The organism is Streptomyces xanthophaeus (assembly GCF_030440515.1).
Taxonomy (GTDB): domain Bacteria; phylum Actinomycetota; class Actinomycetes; order Streptomycetales; family Streptomycetaceae; genus Streptomyces; species Streptomyces kutzneri.
The window spans coordinates 906,864-927,876 of the sequence record NZ_CP076543.1 but is presented as its reverse complement, the minus strand read 5'-3'; the positions used below and the strand labels follow the sequence as shown (position 1 = coordinate 927,876).

Genomic DNA, 21,013 nt, shown 5'->3' with positions numbered 1-21,013 from the left:
GTCGTCCTCCCGAGTCGCTTTACGGGGTGAAGAGTTCGGTCCCGGCGGTGGTCACAGCGGGGTCCGGGCCGGGGGCCGCCGGGCCCCGGGCCACCAGGCCGCCGACGGCCAGCACCCGGCCGTCGGCCAGCCCGACCCCGGCGAAGTCCGCCCGGCCGGCGGCCAACGCGCCCGTGGTGGTCCAGCGGTCGGAGGCCGGGGCGTACCGCAGCGCACTGCGATGGGCCGCGGCGAACGAAGGGCCGCCGGTGCCGCCGACGACCAGCACCTCGCCGGTGCGCAGCAGGAAAGCACGATGTCCGCCGCGCCCCGCCGGCATGTCCGCCACCGGCTTCCACGTATCGGCCTGCGGGTCGTACAGCTCGGCGGAGGCCAGGCTCCGCCCGCTCATCGCGCCGCCCTCGGGCAGCAGGGTGGGGTCACCGCCGGTGACCAGGATCCGGCCGTCCGCGAGGACCGTCGCCTGGTGCCCGGCGCGCGGCGTGCGCAGGCTCGCGGCCGGTGTCCACGCGTCGGTGCCCGGGTCGTAGCGCTCGCACCAGGCCAGCGGGACGGGCGCGCCCCCGGTGGCCAGGACCCCGCCGACGACCAGCACGTGGCCTCCGGGCAGCGGCACGATCCGGTGCCCGGACCGGGCCGACGTCATCGGGGCCGCCGACAGCCACGCGTCCCGGGCGGGGTCGTACACCTCGGCGGACGCCAGCGCGTGGCCGTCCCGGGTGCCTCCGGTGACCAGCACGCCGCCGTCGGGTGCCAGCCGCCCGCCCCGGGGGAGCACGAAGGCCGCGTGCCCGCAACGCCCGGACACCGGAGGCCTGTTCGTGGCCCGCCAGGTGCCGGCGACCGGGTCGAAGAGCTCCGCCGAGGCGAGCGCCGCGCCGCCCGCGCCCGCCCCGCCCGCCACCAGGACCCGGCCGTCGCCCAGCCGGGTGGCCGAGTGCCCGCGACGGGCCGTGCCCAGCGGGCTCGCCGGCGACCAGACGGTGTTGACCGGGTCGAAGAGCCCCGCCGCGGCCACCGGCGCACCGGCGCCGTCGGCGCCCCCGGCGAGCAGCACCGTGCCCCCGGCCAGAAGTACGGGGTCCGCCCCCGACACGGCGGCGGGCGCGGGCGTGGCCCCAGCCGTCCACGTACCGGGGACGAGCGGGCTGCCCTGCGCGTCCGACACCGGGAGGACGTGCAGCTTCCCGGCCAGGGCGGGCTCGTCGCGCACCCACCGCGCGAGGGCGTCGGCCGCCGTCGCCGGGCTGCGGAAGCTCGTGGCGTCCGGCGCCGGGCCACCCGGGCCGGACGGGCCGGACGGAGGGAAGGCCTGCACGTTGTTGCGGGCGTACGCCACCACGTACCGCTGCCCACCGGCCCGGACCGTGTCCTGCTCCGGGTACGGCCGACGGCGCTGCGCATCGGTGTGCGAGAGCGGCGAGCGGCTGGTGCTGTTGCCCTTCCGCAACCGCCCGAACACGGCCGGGCTGACGCTGACGAGCTTCTTCGCCGCGGGCGGTGCGGGTGCGGCCGCGGCGGCGGAGCCGTCCGCGAAGCCGTCGGCCACCGCACCCGGCACGGGCGGCGTGACCCGCCGCGCCTTCTCGTCGACGACGATCTGCTCGTACCGGGCGCTGCGCCGGACGATCCGCGGCGCCTTGAGTACCCCCTCGACCGCCGCGAGTTCCAGACCCGCGTCCTGCTCCTCGTACGCCGGCCGGGACAGCTTCGCCGCGTCGTCCATGTCCTGGAACTGGGCCATCGCGAACTTCTCGCCCGTGGCCGCCACCCGTACGAGGCCGCTGTCCAAGGCCGGCTCGACACGGAACCGCCGGCCGTCGCTGGGCCGTTGGGTGCCCACCCGGTCGACCCGCACGTCCAGCGGGATCGCCCGCTGCTGTACGAACAGACTGCCGAGCGGGTGCAGGACCAGCCCGTCGGTGCCGGGGATGTCCCGCAGCGTGACCAGCGCGCGGGAGCCGCCGTCCGGCAGCCTGGTCGTCCAGCCTTCGGTCTTGCGGACCTCGGCCTCCAGCAGGGCCAGCACCTCGATGGGCGGAAGAGTCGTGTGGTGCGCCTCCCCCCACTCGATGTCGAAGTCGGCCGAGATCTCGAAGAACAGCAGGGAGATCGAGCCGCGGCCGCGGGCCCGGAAGGGGGCCGGCCCCTCCAGCCTGAAGTCCAGGTCGATGCCGAACAGGCCGACACCGAAGGCCTTGAGCGAGACGTGGGCGGAGATCTCGATGATGAAGGCGAAGGGCGAGAACCGGAACAGCGCGTCGAAGCTCAGCCCGCCCTCGATGCCGAAGTCCTCGAAGCCGAGCCGCAGTTCGGCCTTGGCGCCGAACTGGACCGTATTGCTGGTCACGGCGAAGTAGCCGGAGACCCGCAGGAGGCGGCCGGGCTGGTTGAGGATGTCCACCGAGATCCGGTCCGGCATCGGGAACGGCAGGGGCGGCGGCCGGAACGAGGGGTGGAACCCGCCGACCGTCAGCACGAAGTCGGGGTTGTCCCCCCACGTGACGAGCAGGCCCATCCCGCCCTCGATGGTGATCGTCAGGATCCGCGAATCGAAGAGCTTCGCATAGAACCACAGCCGGGACCTGTCCACTTGCAGCGCCCCGACGAACTGCACCTGGATGACCAGCAGGGCCAGCTGCTCGGTGGGCAGCACGCAACTCAGCACGCCGAGGATGGCGACGTTGCCGGGCGGGATCTCCACGACGACCCCGAGCGAGATCTTGATCAGCGCCGGGGTGCCCCAGCCGATCTTCGCCATGGGCCCGACGAGGAACGTGCCGTCCTCGGGAGGGAAGAAGACGCGCAGATCGCTCAGGATCCGGGGCGCGTTCGTGACGACGTCCTTGGGGAACATCACGGACTCGATGGCGCCCGTGCGTACGCCGTTGCCCAGCGCGTCCAGGTCCATCCCGCGGTTCAGACCGATCAGACCGCCGACGGCGAGCAGCGTGAAGCCGTACCCCAGCTGGATCCCACCGCCCGCGAACTCGGTCGTGATGACGATCAGCAGGGAGAACCCGCGGGTGTCGCCGGGCATCCGGGTACTGATCAGCCCGACCGCCTGCAGGGCGAGGAAGCCCGCGAACTCCAGGCTGAGCGCCCCCGCGTACTCCCCCCGCTCGCTGTCCACGGACAGGTATCCGCCGCCGGAGATCAGCCCTGCGTCCAGTTGGAGGCCCACACCCGTGGGCGGTTTGAAGCCGAACCCGATGTCGAGCGGCCCGAGATTGCCGCCGTCCCTGAGCCGCAGCTCGGCCAGCAGACCGACCCGCTCCACCGAGGCCTGGATCGGGCCGAGGGCCGCCTTGAAGCTGCCGGAGATCTCCAGCGGGACGGCGCCGTCGCCCGCGAGCGCGGCCCGCAGGTACAGCCGGGTGACCTCGACCGGCCCGAGCGGGAGATGAGCGGGGATCGAGATCTCCAGCCCGCCACCGCCCTCGAACCGCAGCCCGGCCGAGGGCGACCACAAAGCCCTCAGGTCCAGCCGGGACTCGATCCGGCCGCCGCCGGTGAGGGTGCCGATGAACCCGTCCCCGGCGGACAGGTCGATGAGCACGTGCCCTTCGGCCAGCTCCAGCAGGGCGGTCGGCTCCACGGTCACGGCGCCGCCCGCGACCGCGTCCGCGAGCAGCCCGACCCCGAGCGTGAACCGTCCGATCTCGACCCGCGAGCCGCCCGTCTGGCCGATCAGCAGCATGGGCTTCCCGTCGTCCCGTACGGCCTCCAGCCGCGCGGTGGCCTCCAGGTGCAGCGGGGCGGCGCCCGCCCGCACCTCCAGGCTCAGCGGCGGCGAGATCCGCCCCTCCAGCCCGGGCTCGAAGCCGGCCTTCGCCCCGAGCAGCAGCTTCCAGGTCTTGCCGAGGGAGACGGTCCGCGTCTCCTCGCCCTGCGCCGATACGCCCATGCGCGCGGCCAGCGTGGGCGGAGAGGTGGTGCGGTCGACGTCCAGCCGGACCAGGAAGGCGTCCAGCGCTTCCGGCACGTCCGAGCCTTCGGGCTGATCGGAGTACAGGAACTCCAGGTCGTGGTCCTCCAGCCAGCCGGCGATGCGGCGCAGCAGCTTGGCGCCGTTGAAGCCGGGATTGCCGAAGTCGAAGACCTCCGCCAGGTACCCGGCCGGGTCGGTGATCAGCGAGAGCAGCCGGTCGAGGCGGAGGACCCGGTAGCGGGTGGGCAGGACGGTGGGGTCGGCGGGGTCGGCGCCGCTCACCGACGTATCGATGACCCCGAGCAGGCCCAGCAGCTCGACCGCGCCCAGGCTCTTGTCCTCCAGATAGGAGATCACGGCGTCGTCGAGCAGCCGCCCGGGCATCTTCAGCGCCTCGGCCCGCAGCCGGGCCCGCTGGGCGTCGCTCAGCCCGGGCGCCCCGGCCACCGCCTGGTCGAGCGCGTCACCCATGGCCGTGACCGCCCCGAGGACCTGGCTCACCACGGCGAGCAGGTCCGCGCCCTCCCGGACGATGCGTGCCGGGACGTCGCTGTCGATCGCCTCGGTGAGCGAGGAGATGGCCGATGCCAGCCCGCTCGCCTGCACGGCCGCGGTGCTCAGCGCGTCACGGGCCGGGCCGAGGCCACCGGGCAGGCAGAACCCGAGATCCAGGAGGTACCCCTCGCCCTTCCCGTCGGCGAGCCGGTGCCCCAGGCTCTCCAGCGCGCGGGCGATCTCCCGGGCGAGCAGCTCCAGCGTTCCGGCGGTCATGTCAGACCACCTCCCCGGGAGTCTCGTCGTGGGCGAGGTCGGCCAGGCGTACGCCGGGCAGGGCGAGGGCGAGCGAGCGGTGGGCGGCGATGTCGGCGCGCAGGCCGGAACTCCCCGCGTGGGAGAGTTCGTCGAGCAGCCGGCCCAGCCCGGACGTCAGCAGCGTGCCGCCGAGGACCCGCGGAACCAGGACCTCGCGGTGCGGGTCGCCCAGCACCCACCTGAGCAGGGAAGGGCCCTGCATCCGGTGCCAGGCCACGGTGACGCGGCGCTCGGTGGAGACCAGTCGCCGTACCTCCTCGGCATGGCGCGAGACGAGCTCGGCCAGCGTCCGGCCCGCCGCACTCGCCTCGGCTCGCCGCCGCAGCTGGGCGGCGAGCCTGCGCGTGGGAAGGGACAGGGCCGGGTAAGCGGCGGGCGGCAGGAGGACCGGGCCGCTGTCGGCGGGTGTCGCGCCCCGGGCCCGCTCCACGGCCCGCTGCGGATTCACCCGGCCGTATCCCCAGCCGCTGTCGAGCTGTTCGGGAGGGGAATGGGGCACGGGAGGATCGCAGGACTCCTGGATGCGCCGGGTGATGTCGTCGTACGTCAGGTCCGCGTCGACCGCGAGCATCAGCGCGGCCACGCCTGCCACGTACGGCACGGCGCAGCTCGTCCCGTTGTGCGCCGCGTAGGTGCTGACCCGGCCGCGCCCGCTCGTCGCGGCCCAGATGCCGACGCCGGGTGCGCACACCTCGGGTTTGGGCCTGGTCCGGCCGTCGGTCGTCGGCCCCCTGCTGGAGTAGGCGTACAGCAGCAGGGTTTGCGGGTTGTACGCCCCCACGGACAGGACGAAGTGGGCGCAGGCAGGGGAGTCGAGGGTCCGGGACTGGTCCTGCTGCTCGTAGGCGATCCGGGCCACAGGATCATCGCCGCCGCCGAACACCCAGCAGTCGGCTTGCGTCGGCGCCCCGGCCGTCTCATGGAGCCTGATCTTCCATGTGCCCTTGGCGATCCGGCGCGGATCTGCGGGGGGTTCGATCGTGACGTAGATGTGGTGCTTGCCGGACGGCGGGATGTTCAAGGCCGAGGTGACGGTCACCAGGTGATCGTCGAGTTTCAGCTGCTTCGGAGCTGGCACCGGATCCGTGGACGGCCCCACCAGGGGCGCCGTCGTGTGCCCGCCGACGTGCTGAGGGGCGGTCAGCGAGAAGCCGAGCCGGGACGCTCCCGCGTACCAGATCTCGAACGTGTCCTGGGCGTGGTCACCGAATCCGACGATGAGGTCGACCGAGGCGTCGCCCCCCGCCGCGACCGCTGTCCGGGCGTGCAGTCCGGCCGAGCCGATGCCCCTCGGCAGCGGGGGCAGTTTTGCCAGCGGCCCCGTGGGGAAGAAGCCGCCCTCATTGCCCGCGGCGACGACGATCGCCCGCCCCTTCGTGCCGGCGAGCTGGCCGTCCAGGAAGCGTTCGATCAGGGTCGTGCCGTCATGCGGCCCCATCTCGGTGCCGAAGCTCATGCTGACGACGACCGGCCGGCTGTGCTGGGCCGCGTAGTCGAAGAGCCAGGTGGTGGCTCGAATGGTGGTGTCGTCGGTGAAGGTGGTCCGGGCGACGATCAGGTCCGCCCCGGGTGCCATCCCGCCGAGGGTGCGCGGCTTCGGGTCGAGGCATCCGGTGTTCTGCGGTACCACTCCCGAGGCGATGGACGCCATGGAGGTGCCGTGTCCAAGGGGATCGCGGAACGGGAAGTCGAGGTCCTGGGTCCGCAGGGCCTCGTCGATCGCCGCCCGGTCGAAAACGAGAGGGCTGCGGGAGACGGTGAACTGGGCAGATCCGGGCCGGTCGGGGGAGGGCGCGCACACGATGTCGGGCAGCAGCCGGCTGTCGGTCACATCGGTGTTGTACTTGCCGCCGAACCTGATCGTGAGCGGGTTCGCGGGGAACGGGCCCCCCGTCACCCGGACGTCGCCCGGCCCGATCTCGGGGGTGGCGCTGCGCCACGCCTGCTCGACGTCGGCACTGGTCGTGGGGAATGTCGACGTGATGGTGACCTCGCGCGGAGACTCCACGAAGGGAGTCTTCGGAGGGATCCACCGCAGCGTCATGCCCGGGGCCGTCAGGTGCTCGGTCGCCTTGACCGTCTGGCAGAGCGTGAAGTCCACCAGTGCGGTGATGCTGGTGTGCCCGTCCTTCCGGAACGCGGCATGGTGGATGTCGATGCCGCTGTCGATGATGCCGAGGACGACCCCGCTGCCGTCCACGTCGGGGACGGCAGCCGCGGCCGCCTCCTGCCATGCCGACAGCTCTGCGGCGCCGCCGTCCGCGTACCCGGGTGCGAGCGATCGGCCGCGGCCGTTGCTCTCGATCCGCTCCACGTCGTCCAGCGCGGCGATCCGCTCCAGATCGGCGACGGCCGCCGTGCCGAGCGCGATCTCCCCGGTGCTGATCTCGGTGACGAAACCGGCCGCCTCGGCGGCGGCCAGCTCACCGGTCACATGGATCAGCACCTTGACCGTCCCCGACAGCGGCGGAGCGGTCTCGTCGCCCAGCAGGGCAGCCGCCTTCAGCGCGTGCACCTGCGCGACGAGCGCCGAGTCCAGTTTGCCCGCCATCGGCCACCCCTTTGTGTCGCCTAAAAGCCTAGAAGATCCACAAAGGGGTGATAAATGAAAAATCGTTTCGATACTCGGATAGTTCACTCCTCCGACGGAACTCGGCTCGCACGGGTTTGCCCGGGGCCATACGGGATGTCCGGCGGGGGTCATGGTCCCGCTGTCCTGCCGGGCGCCGTTCTCCGGCCACCACTGACTGCCGTACGGGGCGCCCTGGTTCTGGTGGATGTCGTGCATGCCCGGACCGGCGTTGAACGGCTCGCCGAAGACCAGGATCGACCACCGCCACACCTGTGCCGTCCACCTCGACGGCCGCTCGATCAAGGGGTGAGGCCGTGAGGGCCGTAGCTCTGCTCCTCTACGGTCGGCCGAGCTGCAAGGACCGCAGCCGCCCGGCGATGCCGTACGAGCCGACATCCGCTCCCAGGGCTTCCGGCGCACGGCATCCGCTCGCGCGAGGTCGTCTCCACCCAGGCCGCAGCCCTCGCGAACCGCCTCGGCCTGGGGGCAGGCGAACTCCACGCCGCCGAAGCCCTGTTCAGGCGCGGCACCCTGTAAGGAGCGTGACGGTCAGAGGTCCTGGTGGTGTCTTGGCTGCCCGAGCTCGCCCCTGGCCCGGGCCGAGATTCCGCCGCCACCCTCTCGTCGCCACCCTCGTCCGCGAAGACGGCTGCCGACCGCGCCGGCATCAGGAGGCCCTCCGGGTGCAGGTCGAATGCCGCCGGATCGAAGCCGAGTTCGCCCTCCAGGTCCTCCATCCCGGTGACCGCACTGCAGCCCAGGCGGGCTGACCCTGACCGCCCGGCCGTCAGCCGTCGCGCACCGGAAGGTGCCGGGGCCTCTCGCGTCGCAGCGTTTCCACCGGAGGGCAGTGGAGGTGTCGGATGCCGTGGACGCGGCGAAGGCCTTTGCGGGTGTCGGCGCCGCGAGGGTGGCTGCCGCGCGGCCGGCGACGAGTAGGGAGCTTGCGGGTCCTTGCCGGGGAGAGCGGGCGGCCGGTTCGCCGGTGAGGGAACGGGAAGGCCGTTCAGTGTCCGTTCAGGTGCTCGCGGATGCACTGCGTGTACTGCTGGAAGCTGTCGGGCTGGTAGCACTCCTGCGTCTTGTTCGCGTACCAGACCATGAGGACGGCGACCAGCCCGGACACCGCGATCGCGAGGGACGACGTCACCACGGCGGTGATGGCCTTGCCCCGTCCCCTGCGGGTTTGCTTGGACGCCATCAGAGCGGCGATGCCCATGATCAGGCCGATCACGGCGAGCGGGCCGCCGATGAAGACGACCGACGTGCACAGGCCGATGATGCCCAGTGTCATGGCGGCTGTGGCCAGGCTGTTCGTCGGTGCTGTCGGGTGAGGTGCCCTTCCGTTCGGTGCGGCGTGGTGCTGGGCGGACACCGTGTGATTCAGCGGCGTCTCGATTCCCTGAGCGTTCATCATCCCGTCCTTCCGTTCCGTCAACTGGTGAGCCCCTGATTCTGGTTGCGGGGGCCCACGGGCACATCGCGGGAAGGCGGGAGGGTTGCCTCCCCCGATCGGGGGAGGACGCCGGTGAGCCGTCCGGTCATACTTACCTGGCCATGATCAGAGGGATCCGGCCGCTGCTGCGCGGCTCCACGTATTCGGGTGCGCTATTCGCCTATTGCGGCGCGTTGGCGAGCCTTCCCTTGCTGCCTTTCGCGGCACTGCCGGCGGTGGCGTGGCCATCCGCTTCTTCGGGTGTGCAGTTCGCTCTGACCGTGCTGGTCTGGGCCGTACTGATCGGAGTGGTCGGGCTGGCACGCACCACGCGGCGAGTGCTGATCGCTTGCGCACGGCGGATGCTGGGGGTGCCGTTGCCGGATCCCGTGGGCGAGCGTCCGCGGGCGGGATCGCCGGGTGACGGGGCGGCTCCTTCCACGGCATCGGGCGCCGACCGCCTGCGGACGCCGCTCTGGCTGCTGTCGCATGTGGCGCTGGGCTGGGCGGGGGCACAGTTGAGCATCCTGCTGTTCGTCGCGGGCCTGCTCCTTCCCGGTGGTTGGGCCGGCGCCGAGGCCGGGGTGAGTGTGAACGGCTGGTCGCTGCGGGCGGAGAGCGGCTGGCAGAGCTGGGCAGCGGCGCTCGGCTGCCTGCTGCTGGCGGCGGCTCTGTGTCTGGCGGTGACGTACGCCCTGCGGTGGCTGGCGCCCAGGCTGCTGGGTCCGTCGCCGGCCGAGCGGCTCGGGTTGGCGGCCGAGCGGGAGCGGGTACTGGCCGAACGCAACCGGCTGGCTCACGAGTTGCACGACTCGATCGGCCATACGCTGACGGCCGCCACGATCCAGGCAGCGGTGGCGGGCGAGATGCTCTGTGCCGACCCGGTGGCGGCGCGGGCCGCCCTGCGCAGCATCGAGGAGTCGACCCGGGCCGCCCTCGAGGACCTGGACTATGTGCTGGGCATGCTGCGCGAGGAGAAAGCGGGCAGGGCGCCGGCCCGGACCCTGGCCGACCTGCCCGAGCTGCTCGACCGGCTGCGGCACGCGGGCGCGGTGGTGGAGCCGGAGCTGTCGGGTGACTACGCGCAGGTGCAGGGGACGCTCTCCCGGGCGGCGTACCGGATCCTGCAGGAAGGGCTGACGAACGCGCTGCGACACGGCGCGGGTGGTCCTATCCGGGTCAAGGTGGCGACCGCCCCGGACTCGTTGGAGCTCGGCGTGGTCAACCGGACCGGAGCCGGGAGCGAAACGAGCCCGGGTGCCTTCCCGACGTCCGGACACGGCCTGCCCGGCCTCTTGGAGCGCGTGCGGCTCCTGCACGGTGAGATCGAGGCCGGTCCGGACGGGCCCGAGCACTGGCGGCTCGCGGTCCGGCTGCCGGTACGCTTGCCCGCATGATCGGCTCACACGCGGGCGCAGCGGTCGCGACCGGCCCCGACACGGGCGCAGCCGTCACGACTGACGCCGCCGGTGACTCCAGCTGCACCACCCTGCTGATCGCGGACGACGACGAGGTGACCCGCAGCGGTCTCCGCACGCTGCTCGCCATGCAGCCCGGGATCGCCGTCGTCGGGGAGGCCGTCGACGGCATCGAAGCAGTCGAGCGGGCACGGCAGTTGCGGCCGGACGTGGTCTTGATGGACGTACGGATGCCGCGCCGCAACGGCATCGAGGCCACCCGGCAGCTCCTTGCCGGGCCGGGGGACCCGCCGAAAGTCGTGGTGATCACCACCTTCGAGAACGACGACTACGTCACCGCCGCACTCAGCGCCGGGGCCAGCGGCTTCGTGCTCAAGCGGCTCCCCGTCCCCAGGATCGCGGAGGCGGTGCGGGTGGTCGCGGCGGGCGAGGCGATCCTCTTCCCGGCGGCTCTGCGCCAGATGGTCACTGCCCTCCCGCGGGGATCCGCCGAGGCGCTGCCGCAGGCGGCGCTGACGGGCCGGGAGGAGGAGGTGTTGCGTCTGATGGCCACCGGCCGGTCCAACCCGGACATCGCGGAGTCGTGCAGGGTGAGTCTGGAGACGGTGAAGACGCACGTCGGGAACGTGCTGACCAAACTCGGCGCGCAGAACCGGACCCACGCGGTGGTGATCGCGTACGAAACCGGCCTGGTCGTGCCCGGGGTCACGGGCTGACGCAACGTCACCAGGCGTGTATCCCTCGGGCGCGTATCAGTCGGTCGGTTCCTGGGGCTCGGCGTTGCCCGGGCCGGCAGCGGGCAGCTCGCCCTCCTCGCGCGTGGCCTCCTCGTGACTGTGGCGCAGGAGCCGTCCGGCCTCGGTGTCCGGGAGGCCGGGGGCGGACGGGTCCGCGGGCGGAAGGTCAGGAGTGACGGCGTCGCGCTTCTCCGGCACACGAGCCGGAAGTTCAGGCTCCGGCGGGGCATTGTTCATGACAGATCTCCTTGCACGCGGGCTCTGAAGAGCATGGGGACAACAGCGAGGAGCTGCCTGCTGTCCTTCTCGTCCGCCTGCCCCGCCCTCGCCATCTCACTCGCGCAAGGGGCGACCGACATGTGGCCCTTCAGGGTTCCGCCCAGGCTGCGACTGCTGGGGCCTGCCTGGTCCGGGAAGTGGGCTCGTTCGGGGCGTCTCCACCGCCGGACACACCGACGAAGTTCCAGCCTGGTGGGAGACCCCGCGCCCCGCGTCCCCTACCGCCGTGCAAGGGCGACGGTTCTGGTGCGGGTGGTCTCGCCCAGCTGCCCTTTGCCCGTTGCCCTGCGCCATGTGCTCAGCGGCCTTCTCTCCCGCACCGGCGGGCGACCGTGATGGGCTCGACCCCTGAAATCCTCAGGAGGGGCCGACGACGATGTCGCGCTTGAGGATCTTCCCCGTAGGCCCCTTGGGCAGTTCGGTCGTGAAAGTGACGATGCGGGGGTACTTGTACGCCGCCATCCGTTCCTTGACGTAGTCGCGGATCTCCTCGGCCGTCGCATCGGCGCCGCTGCGGAGGGCGATCACAGCCGCGACTTCCTCGCCGTGCACCGCATGCGGCACGCCGACGACCGCGACCTCGGCGACGGCGGGATGCCCGTACAGGACTTCCTCGATCTCCCGTGGGTACACGTTGTATCCGCCGCGGATGATCAGGTCCTTCTTGCGGTCGACGATGAAGTAGAAGCCCTCCTCGTCGACGCGGGCCAGATCGCCACTGTGGAACCACCCGTCGCGTACTGCCTCCGCGGTCGCCGTCGGGCGGTTGAAGTAGCCCTTCATCACGTTCTCGCCGCGGATCGCGATCTCCCCGATCTCGCCAGGTCCGACCGTGGAGCCGTCTTCGGTGACGAGCTTCATCTCGACTCCGCGGATCGGCACTCCGATGGAGCCGGCCTTGCGCGAGCGGTCCGGGTGGTTGAAGGAAGCGACTGGCGACGTCTCCGAGAGGCCGTAGCCCTCCAGTACGGGGGCGCCGAAGCGCCGTTCGAATTCGTGCAGCACTTCGACGGGGATCGCGGCGCCTCCCGAGACGGCCAGCCGCATCGAAGAGGCGTCGTACCCCTCGGGGAGCTCGGCGTGCAGCAGCGCCGAGTACATCGTCGGGACGCCCAGGAAGATGGTCACGCCGTCTCGGTGCATGACCTCCAGAGCCTGCTGCGGATCGAATCGCGGCAGCAGGGTCAGCGTCGCCCCCGCGGCCACGGCCGTGTTGAGCGCACAGGTCTGACCGAACGCGTGGAACAGCGGCAGGCCGCCGAACAGGACGTCGTGGGGGCCTACGTGCAGCAGTGTCTCGGCGGTGGTGGCCGTGTTGGAGACCAGGTTGCGGTGCGTCAGCTCGGCTCCCTTGGGCGTGCCGGTGGTGCCCGAGGTGTAGAGGATCAGCGCGGGATCGTCCTCTTGCCGCTCGACCGTGCCGGACAGCGGCTCGGCGGCCATGAGCAGGTCGTGAAACGCGGAGGCCTCCGTCACCAGGCACTCGACCCCCACCTCGGCAGCGGCTTTCGCGACCTCCTCTGCGAACAGCGGGAACGCCACCGCGACCTGGGTGCCGCAGTCGCGCAGGACGTAGGCCACCTCACGGGCCTTGAGCAGAGGATTCATCGGTACGACCACGCCCCCGGCCCGGAGGATGCCGTAGTAGACGACGGGGAACAGCGGCACGTTGGGCAGAGCCATGGCGACGCGGTCGCCCGGCCGCAGGCCGCGCTCCTGCAGCACTGCGGCGAACCTGGCACTCAAGTCGTCCAGTTCGGCGTAGGTGAGGGTGGTGTCGTCGTGGCGCACGGCGACCCGATCGCGGCAGGCGATGGCGGAGTTCACCAGGATCGCGGCAAGGTTGGTCATGTCGGCGGTCTCCTTCTGTTCGGTTCAGCCGTCGCCGCGGTGCGGCCGGCGGTCGCGGCTTTCGTGGTCGGGGCGGGTGGCGTGCAGGATCCGGGGCCGGATGATGTTGCGGGAGGCGATCGCGCGGCGCATCCCCTTGGCGCGTGGACCGTGGACGGTGGCAGTACCCGGCGGATCGGCGTCCCGGTGCCGGGCGAGCCGCAACGGCAGCAGGTGGCGCCCCCGTTCGGGTTCGTCGAAGTCCTCGAACTCCGACCGGGCGTGCATGACCGCGTGGTTGTCGACCAGCAGCAGGTCACCTGCTTCCAGGTGGAGGTCGAGCCGGAGGCGGGGGGAGCCGGCCAGGCTGTCGACCAGGTCGTACAGCTCCGTGTCCGCCGGTTCCGCCCGGGGTACCCCGGGCAGGCTCCGCGCAGCCTCCAGCCTGCCCCGGTCGTAGCGCATGCTCAATGCCGCGCCGCACCTGGTCGCGAGCGGGACGGCCAGGTACGGGCACTCGCCGGGCGCATGCTGGTCACGCCGGTCGAAGAAGTGGGTCCGGTACAGGCGCTCCACGAGGTCCGGTCGGAGGTCCGCGAGAGCGTTGTGGACGGCGGCGGAGCTGACGAGGGACGTGACCGCGTCCGTGCGTGCCGGCCGGCGGCAGAGCAGGCCGAGCAGATCCGACTCGTCGGTGTGGAACGGCACCCTCGCCCGTGTCCGGTGGCCGGACACCGTGGAGCCGGCCGCCGTACCTGCGGTGTCCCTGACGCGACGGAGGATGCGGCCGTCCGTGCTCTGAGGGACGGGCCACCCCAGGTACTGGCCGATGGCCCGGAGGGCGGCGCCGGCGTCCGCCTCGCTGAGCTCACCGACCGGGATGCCCTTGATCAGGACCCATCCCCGTCCGGATGCCAAGTCCTCTGCGGCACCCTCCAGCTCACCGGCGAGCGCGGGAAGCAGGAACTCTGCGGCAGCCGTCCTCAGCAGCGCGGTACTGCGTGTGCGGGCTGTGCGCAGCGCCGTCATCAGCTCGGCGATCTGCTGGGACGAGAGCCGCAGGCCCCACTCGTCGCGGTCCGCCAGATCCGGGCCGTGCCAGACGGCCGGACCGAAGAAAGGACCGCGCAGTCTGTCCCTTATGTCGATGATATTAGATATGTCCGTCTCCGTTTCGTGACGGGCCGGTCCGGTGTGCCGGACCGGCCCGCAGGAGTGCGTGCCCGATCGGCGATCGGCGATCGGCGATCGCCGATCACCGGGGCCCGCGTTGAGGGGATGTTAGGGCGCGTGGCGTCCCCGTGCTTGACGTGACGAGACAGGAAACTTAACTTCTGGGGACCAAGCATCGGGAGCGTCCCCATGAGGCCTCTTGTCCGTACCGCAGCGCTGAGCGGCTATGTCGAGCTGAGCCGTTCTGTCGGCATCGACCCCCACGCCCTGATGAAGCGCGAGGGGCTGGACACCGCCGACCTCGCCGTCCAGGACCGCTGGATCTCCGGCCCGGCGGTGGTCCGCCTCCTGGAACTCTCCGCGGCCGCCTCGCGCCACGACGACTTCGGCCTGCGCATGGCCGAACTGCGGCGCTTCTCCAATCTCGGCCCCATCAGCCTGGTCGTCCGGGAGGAGCCCGACGTGCGCAGCGCGCTGGGACTGCTGCTGCGCCACGAGCACATGTACAACGAGCTCCTGCACGCTCGCCTGTCCGAACGGAACGGCCTGGCCACCATCAAGGTGGACCTGCGGCTCGGCGAGACGGCCCCGCCGGCCCGGCAGGCCACGGAACTCGCCGTGGGTGCCTTCACCCGCATTCTGCGAGGTTTCCTCGACCCACGGTGGCAACCGGTCTCGGTGTGGTTCGCCCACGGTGCTCCGGCGGACGCCGGCAGGCACCGCAGCCTGTTCGGCCCCGGGGTGGAATTCGACCGCGAGTTCAACGGCATCGTCTTCTACGCCGACGACCTCGACGCGCCCAACGCCATGGCTGACCCGCAACTGCGGAACTACGCCCGGCAGTACTTCGACGCGATCGCCGTTCCCAGAGACACCTCGCTGGTGGACCGGGTGCGCGAGCTCATCGAAGCCCTGCTGTCCACCGGCCGATGCTCGATCGAGCAGGTCGCTCGCAGCCTCGGGGTCGACCGGCGCACGGTCCACCGCCACCTGGCTCACTCGGGAGAAACGTTCTCCTCGCTGCTCAACATCACACGGATGCGGCTCGCGGAGCAGTTCGTGGCCAATCCCCGCCGCTCGCTGACGGAGATCTCCGACGTCCTGGGCTTCTCGTCACTGAGCGCGTTCTCCCGCTGGTTCCGGGAGCAGTTCGGCTGCAGCCCGAGGGAATGGCGCAAGGAGCAGGTCCGCCAGCAGGAGCCCGGCCAGGGCTGACACCCACGGCAGCGACGCGGCGCCCCGGACGGCGCCCCGGACGGCGCCCCGGACGGCGTCCCGGCATCCGGCCGGGCTGTCCCCAAATGGCAAGTCATCTGTCTCCGCAGGCCAAGCAGCCGTGCTCACCCGGCTCTACCGTGGCTGCACCGCTCAAGGCGGCGGCTGCCGGAGGTGAGCCGGGCCGATCCCCTACGGCGCGCTCGCCTCCGGACCAGCCGATCGCAGTTGGGCAGGTGCACCCGACGTTCTCCCTGACCCGCCCCAGGCCCTGCCGTCGAGAGGCTCCGACAGCGCAGGTCCCGCCGGTCACGACGGGTGATCCTCCGTACACGAAGGAGAAGGACCATGCACTTCCACGACGACTCGCTCTTCCCCGAGAACCAGGAGAAGCTGGTCATCCAAGCCGCCCCGTACGGGCCGGAGTGGCTGCCCGGCGACGCCGACGACCTGCCCCTGACCATGGACGAGCACGTGCAGGCGGCCGTCGACTGCTACAACGCCGGTGCCACGGTGCTCCACATCCACGTGCGCGAGCTCGACGGCAAGGGCTCCAAGCGGATGTCCATGTTCAACGAGCTGCTGGGCCGGCTGCGCGAGGCCGTGCCGGACATGGTCCTCCAGATCGGCGGGTCGATCTCCTTCGCCCCCGAGGGCGAGGGCGGGGACGCCAAGTGGCTCGCCTACGACACCCGCCACCTGCTGGCCGACCTCACCCCCGCGCCGGACCAGGTGACCATCGCGATCAACACCAGCCAGATGAACATCGTCGAGATCATGACCGACGACGACCTCGAAGGCACCTCGATCGCGAAGCCGGACTACTACCGGGCCTACCGTGACATGGTCGTCGAGGCCGGCCCCGACTTCTACCTGGAGCACCTCAAGCGCTTGCAGGGGAACGGCATCCAGCCGCACTTCCAGCTCGCCACCCTCGCTCAGCTCGAGACCGTGGAGCGGCTCATCCGTGCAGGCATCTACACGGGCCCCCTGATCCTCAACTACGTCGCGATCGGCGGCGGTTTCGCCGGACGGCACCCCGCCGACCTCATCGAGTTCGTCCGCCGCGTCCCGGACGGCGCCGTCCTCACCATCGAGAGCTCCATGCGCGCCGTGGCACCGATGAACGCGATCGCCATCGCCCTCGGCGTGCACGTCCGGGTGGGCAACGAGGACAACCTGTGGCGACGCAGGGGCGAGCGGATGTCCTCCGTCGAGCAGGTCGAGCAGATGGTCCAGATCGCGAACGCCCTCGGGCGCGACATCGCGACCGGTGCGGAAGCCAAGAAGATCTACAAGATCGGCGAGTACTACGCCGACGCCGACGAGACCCTCGCCCGTCTCGGCATGGTCCCGAACCGCCGGCCGGGGCAGCGCGGATTCATGCTGCGCGACTCCGCGAACTGATCCGGCCACCCGAGCCCGTACAGAAGCCCACACGCAAGCCCCCCGTACACGAGCAATCGGAGCACCCCTGTGGCACATGCCGTCCGCTTCCATGAAACCGGTGGCCCCGACGTCCTGAGGTGGGAGAAGGTCGCCGTCGGCGACCCGGGTCCGGGCGAGGTGCGCATCCGGCACGTTGCCGTCGGCCTCAACTTCGCCGACACGTACTTCCGTTCCGGCCTCTATCCGGTCCGGCTGCCCGACGGAATCGGCGTCGAGGCCTCCGGTGTGGTCGAGGCCGTCGGCGAGGGCGTCACCCACGTCGCCGAAGGCGAACGCGTCACCTACACCGGCAGCCCGCTCGGGGCGTACAGCACGGAGCGGGTCATGCCCGCCTCGCACCTGATCAAGCTGCCGGACGGGATCGGCTGCGAGACCGCGGCCGCGATGACCATGCGCGGTCTCACCTCGGCGTACCTGCTCCGCAGGATCCATCCGCTGAAGGCCGGCGACAGTGTGCTGCTGCACGCGGCGGCGGGCGGCGTCGGCCTGATCGTTTCGCAGTGGGCCAAGCTGCTCGGCATCACGGTGATCGGAACGGTCTCCAGCGAGGAGAAGGCAGAGCTGGCCCGGGCACACGGCTGCGAGCACGTCATCAACTACCGGCGCGAGGACGTGGCCGAGCGGGTGCGCCGGCTGACCGACGGCGCCGGGGTGCCGGTCGTTCTCGACAGCGTCGGCAAGGACACCTTCGCCGGCTCGCTGGCGTCGCTGAAGCGCCGTGGCCTGCTGGTGTGCTTCGGTACGGCCTCCGGTCCGGTACCACCGATCGACGCCATGCAACTCGCCATGAAAGGCTCGCTGTTCGTGACCCGGCCGGCGCTGGCCGACTACATCGCCGACCCCGCGGAGCGGGACGCCCTGGCCGGCGAGCTGTTCGGCCACGTCTCTTCCGGTCGCATCAAGATCGAGATCAACCAGCGCTACTCCCTCGAGAACGCGGCACAGGCACATCGCGATCTCGAGGCCGGACGAACCACGGGCTCCTCCGTCTTCACCATCTGAGCCCTCCGAGGCATCTGAGCCCTCCGAGCCCTCCGAGCCCTCCGAGTACACATTCTGAGGGCGATCACCGAGTACAGCCCGCCACACCTCACCCCAGGAGTGAGCACCATGCCCGACACCCTCCGGTCGAAGGAACTCCCTCCGGCCCCGCCGCACCCCGGCGTGCTCCGCAGCTCCCTCGATGTCGAGCCGCTGACCTGCACCATCGGCGCCGAGGTCGCCGGCGTGAGCCTCGCCGACGCCGCTCGTGACGGTGACCTCTTCGCCGAGATCAAGAGTCTGCTGCTGCAGTACAAGGTCCTGTTCCTGCGAGACCAGGACATCACGCGCGCCGACCACGTCGCCTTCGCCAAGCGCTTCGGCGCGCTGGAGGACCACCCGGTGGCCGGCAGCGACCCGGACCACCCCGGCCTGGTCCGCATCTACAAGGACCTGGACAGCGCGCCCGAGCACTACGAGAACGCGCTGCACACCGATGGCACCTGGCGCGAGAACCCGGCCATGGGAGCCGTACTCCGCTGCGTCGAGTCTCCCCCCGTGGGCGGCGACACGATCTGGGTCAACATGGCCGAGGCCTACCGTCGCCTCCCGGAGCACATCAAGGCGCAGATCCAGGACCTGCGGGCTCGGCACAGCATCGAGGCGACCTTCGGCGCGGTCATGTCCGAGGAACAGCGTCACGCGCTCAAGGCCCGGTTCCCGGACGCGGAGCACCCGGTGGTGCGCACTCACCCGCAGACCGGCGAACAGATCCTTTTCGTGAACGCCTTCACCACGCACTTCGTCAACTACCACACGCCCGAGAACGTGCGCTTCGGGCAGGACTACGCTCCGGGCGCCGGCCTCCTGCTGAACTACCTGATCAGCCAGGCCGCGGTTCCCGAATACCAGGTCCGCTGGCGCTGGCGGAAGAACAGCGTGGCCATCTGGGACAACCGCTCCACACAGCACTACGCCGTCCAGGACTACTGGCCTGCCGTCCGCAGGATGGAGCGCGCCGGGATCGTCGGCGACAGGCCCTTCTGACCCGCCCTTCCCCTCCCCTCCCCTCTCCTCTCCCTTTCCAAGGTTCCCTCCCCATCGAGCAGTCGAGGTGATGACAATGAGGTTTCTCACCACTGCGGAACCCGCTCCCGGAAGAACCGGCTCCTCCGGGTGGCCCGTGTCCCGGCGGTACGCTTGGGTGGTCTTTGCACTGAGTTTCGGACTCCTGCTCTCGGACTACATGTCCCGGCAGGTACTCAACGCCGTTTTTCCGATGCTGAAGGCCGACTGGATGCTCTCGGACGCCCGGCTGGGCTCGCTCAGCGGCATCGTGGCGCTGATGGTCGGTCTGCTCACCTTCCCCCTCTCGCTGCTGGCCGACCGATGGGGCAGGGTGAAGTCCCTGGTCCTGGCTGCGACGATGTGGAGCCTGGCGACCCTCGGGTGCGCGGTGGCGGCGAGCTACGGCCAGATGTTCACGGGTCGGCTGCTGGTCGGCGTCGGTGAGGCCGCGTACGGCAGTGTCGGCATCGCCGTAGTCCTCAGCGTCTTCCCGCGCGCCCTGCGGGCGACGCTCTCCGGGGCCTTCATCGCCGGCGGGGCCTTCGGCTCGGTCCTGGGCATATCCATCGGTGGTGCCGTGGCCCAGGCGTACGGCTGGCGCTGGGCGTTCGGCGTGATGGGCGTCCTCGGCCTGGTGCTCGCCGGCATCTACGCGATCGTGGTCACCGAGAAGCGGCTGGCTCCCGGACCGGGCCCGGACCCGGCCCCGGGCAAGGCGGATGCGGAGAGGCGCCGGCTTCGAGCACTGCTCCCGAAGCTGTTCTCCTCCGTCTCGGTGATCAGCGCCTACGTCGGCAGCGGCCTGCAACTGTTCATCGCGGGCGCGCTCATCGCCTGGCTGCCCAGCTACTTCAACCGCTACTACGACATGCCGACCGCGAAGGCCGGTGCGACCGCGGGCCTCTTCGCCCTGGTGATCGGGATCGGCATGATCGTCGGCGGCGTCGTCTCGGACCGGGTCAGCCGCCGCACACCGATCCGCAAGTGGGCCGTCGCCATCGGCTGCAGCGTGGGCTCCCTCGTGCTGCTGACGACCGCGTTCCGTCTGCCGGCCGGCCCGGTGCAACTGCTGGTACTGGCGATGGGATCCCTGCTGTGCGCCGGAACGGCGGGGCCGGGGGCCGCCATGGTGGCGAACCTGACGCCCGCCGCCATCGCCGCGACGGCCTTCGCCACGCTCACGCTGGCCCAGAGCCTGCTCGGGCTGGCCCCCGGCCCCGCGGTCACCGGGATGCTCGCGGACCGGTTCGGTCTGCTCGGCGCGCTCCGGCTGGTCCCGCTCGTGGCGGTCGCGGCCACCGCGGCCTTCCTGATCGGCCGACGCCGGTACGAGCACGATCTCCGTCGCCTCACCGTCCCCACCGCACCTGCCGAGACGATGGATGCCAAGGAACCGGAGCCCGCTTCATGACACGTAACGCGGAGCCGGCCATCGTGATCGTTCCCGGAATGCGGGAACACGGCGAGGACCACTGGCAGACCGTTCTGGCCGAGCGGCTCGGCGATGCGGGTCGCACCGTCCACATCGTTCCACCGCTCGGGCGCGACCGGCTCGGCCGCGTCGCCCACGTCTCCAACATGGCCGATGTGATGGCGCAGATCACCGGACCGGTCGTCATCGTCGCCCACAGCGCGGGCGTCATGACCACGGTGCAGTGGGCCCGGTGGCACGGCGCGGACGTCCGGGGCGCACTGCTGGCCACGCCCCCTGATTTCGAGACACCGCTGCCGGACGGCTACCCCACTCCCGACGAGCTGGCGACGTACGGCTGGACACCGGTGCCGCGGAGGCCGCTGCCCTTCCCCAGCATCGTCGCGGCCAGTTCGAACGATCCGCTCGGATCCCTGGAGCGCGTCACCGGACTCGCCCGGGACTGGGAGAGCCGCCTGGTGGAAATCGGCCCCGTCGGACACCTCAACCCCACCTCCGGGCACGGTCCGTGGCCCCGGGCCGAGGAACTCATCGAGGCCCTCGAACAGGGCTGATGCCTACAGCCCGAGCCGCCGAGCAGATCTGTACGGAGTACTACGGGCTCGACGCCGTCACCGCCTACGACGCGGTTCCGGGGGACGCATCGATGCCGCGCGCCTGCTGGTTCCCCGGCGGCCGAA

14 protein-coding genes are annotated in these 21,013 nt (G+C 71.2%); 8 read left to right on the top strand and 6 right to left on the bottom strand.

Going from position 1 to position 21,013, the window contains the following annotated elements; translation table 11 throughout:
• Positions 1-19: 19 nt before the first annotated feature.
• The 3 genes from KO717_RS04105 to KO717_RS04095 form a co-directional block, all read right to left on the bottom strand.
• Positions 20-4,702 (bottom strand): Kelch repeat-containing protein, encoded by a 4,683-nt coding sequence (locus tag KO717_RS04105; protein WP_301364496.1) that lies wholly within the window; start codon positions 4,700-4,702, stop codon positions 20-22.
• A gap of 1 nt (position 4,703) precedes the next feature.
• Positions 4,704-7,295: a S8 family serine peptidase gene (locus KO717_RS04100; protein ID WP_301374363.1), complete on the bottom strand. Its 2,592-nt coding sequence runs from the start codon at positions 7,293-7,295 to the stop codon at positions 4,704-4,706.
• 1,027 nt (positions 7,296-8,322) lie between these two features.
• A complete protein-coding gene (locus tag KO717_RS04095; RefSeq protein ID WP_301364495.1) occupies positions 8,323-8,610 on the bottom strand; it encodes a DUF4190 domain-containing protein in 288 nt (95 codons plus the stop codon).
• 404 nt (positions 8,611-9,014) lie between these two features.
• Between KO717_RS04095 and KO717_RS04090 the strand changes: the two genes are divergently transcribed.
• Positions 9,015-10,148 carry a sensor histidine kinase gene (locus KO717_RS04090; RefSeq protein WP_301364494.1) on the top strand — a complete coding sequence of 378 codons (1,134 nt, stop codon included), beginning with the start codon at positions 9,015-9,017 and terminating at the stop codon, positions 10,146-10,148.
• The gene (locus KO717_RS04085) at positions 10,145-10,885 is read left to right on the top strand and encodes a response regulator transcription factor (RefSeq protein WP_301364493.1); all 741 of its coding nucleotides are present in this window, start codon (positions 10,145-10,147) and stop codon (positions 10,883-10,885) included. The genes KO717_RS04090 and KO717_RS04085 overlap by 4 nt, the downstream gene beginning before the upstream one ends.
• Before the next feature lie 36 nt (positions 10,886-10,921).
• On the opposite strand, the gene KO717_RS04080 is transcribed toward KO717_RS04085, so the two are convergent.
• The 3 genes from KO717_RS04080 to KO717_RS04070 all read right to left on the bottom strand — a co-directional run bounded on the left by KO717_RS04080 (position 10,922) and on the right by KO717_RS04070 (position 14,044).
• Positions 10,922-11,143, bottom strand: coding sequence for a hypothetical protein (locus KO717_RS04080; RefSeq protein WP_301364492.1), 222 nt, complete (start codon positions 11,141-11,143; stop codon positions 10,922-10,924).
• A 399-nt stretch (positions 11,144-11,542) separates the two neighbouring features.
• A complete protein-coding gene (locus KO717_RS04075; RefSeq protein WP_301364491.1) occupies positions 11,543-13,036 on the bottom strand; it encodes a long-chain-fatty-acid--CoA ligase in 1,494 nt (497 codons plus the stop codon).
• Between the two features lie 24 nt (positions 13,037-13,060).
• Positions 13,061-14,044, bottom strand: coding sequence for a TauD/TfdA family dioxygenase (locus KO717_RS04070; protein WP_301364490.1), 984 nt, complete (start codon positions 14,042-14,044; stop codon positions 13,061-13,063).
• Positions 14,045-14,377: 333 nt separating this feature from the next.
• Here KO717_RS04070 and KO717_RS04065 point away from each other — a divergent pair, with 333 nt between their 5' ends.
• The 6 genes from KO717_RS04065 (at position 14,378) to KO717_RS04040 (ending at position 20,887) form a co-directional block, all read left to right on the top strand.
• Positions 14,378-15,403, top strand: a complete 1,026-nt coding sequence (locus tag KO717_RS04065; protein WP_301364489.1) for an AraC family transcriptional regulator — start codon at positions 14,378-14,380, stop codon at positions 15,401-15,403.
• A gap of 348 nt (positions 15,404-15,751) precedes the next feature.
• Entirely contained in the window at positions 15,752-16,810 is a 1,059-nt protein-coding gene (locus tag KO717_RS04060; protein ID WP_301364488.1) for a 3-keto-5-aminohexanoate cleavage protein, read from the top strand.
• 69 nt (positions 16,811-16,879) lie between these two features.
• On the top strand, positions 16,880-17,854 hold the full coding sequence (locus tag KO717_RS04055) for a quinone oxidoreductase family protein (protein ID WP_301364487.1): 975 nt from the start codon (positions 16,880-16,882) through the stop codon (positions 17,852-17,854).
• 108 nt (positions 17,855-17,962) lie between these two features.
• Entirely contained in the window at positions 17,963-18,880 is a 918-nt protein-coding gene (locus tag KO717_RS04050; protein WP_301364486.1) for a TauD/TfdA dioxygenase family protein, read from the top strand.
• A gap of 157 nt (positions 18,881-19,037) precedes the next feature.
• Positions 19,038-20,312, top strand: a complete 1,275-nt coding sequence (locus tag KO717_RS04045) for an MFS transporter (protein WP_301364485.1) — start codon at positions 19,038-19,040, stop codon at positions 20,310-20,312.
• Positions 20,309-20,887 carry an RBBP9/YdeN family alpha/beta hydrolase gene (locus KO717_RS04040; protein WP_301364484.1) on the top strand — a complete coding sequence of 193 codons (579 nt, stop codon included), beginning with the start codon at positions 20,309-20,311 and terminating at the stop codon, positions 20,885-20,887. The genes KO717_RS04045 and KO717_RS04040 overlap by 4 nt, the downstream gene beginning before the upstream one ends.
• The last annotated feature ends 126 nt before the right edge of the window (positions 20,888-21,013 follow it).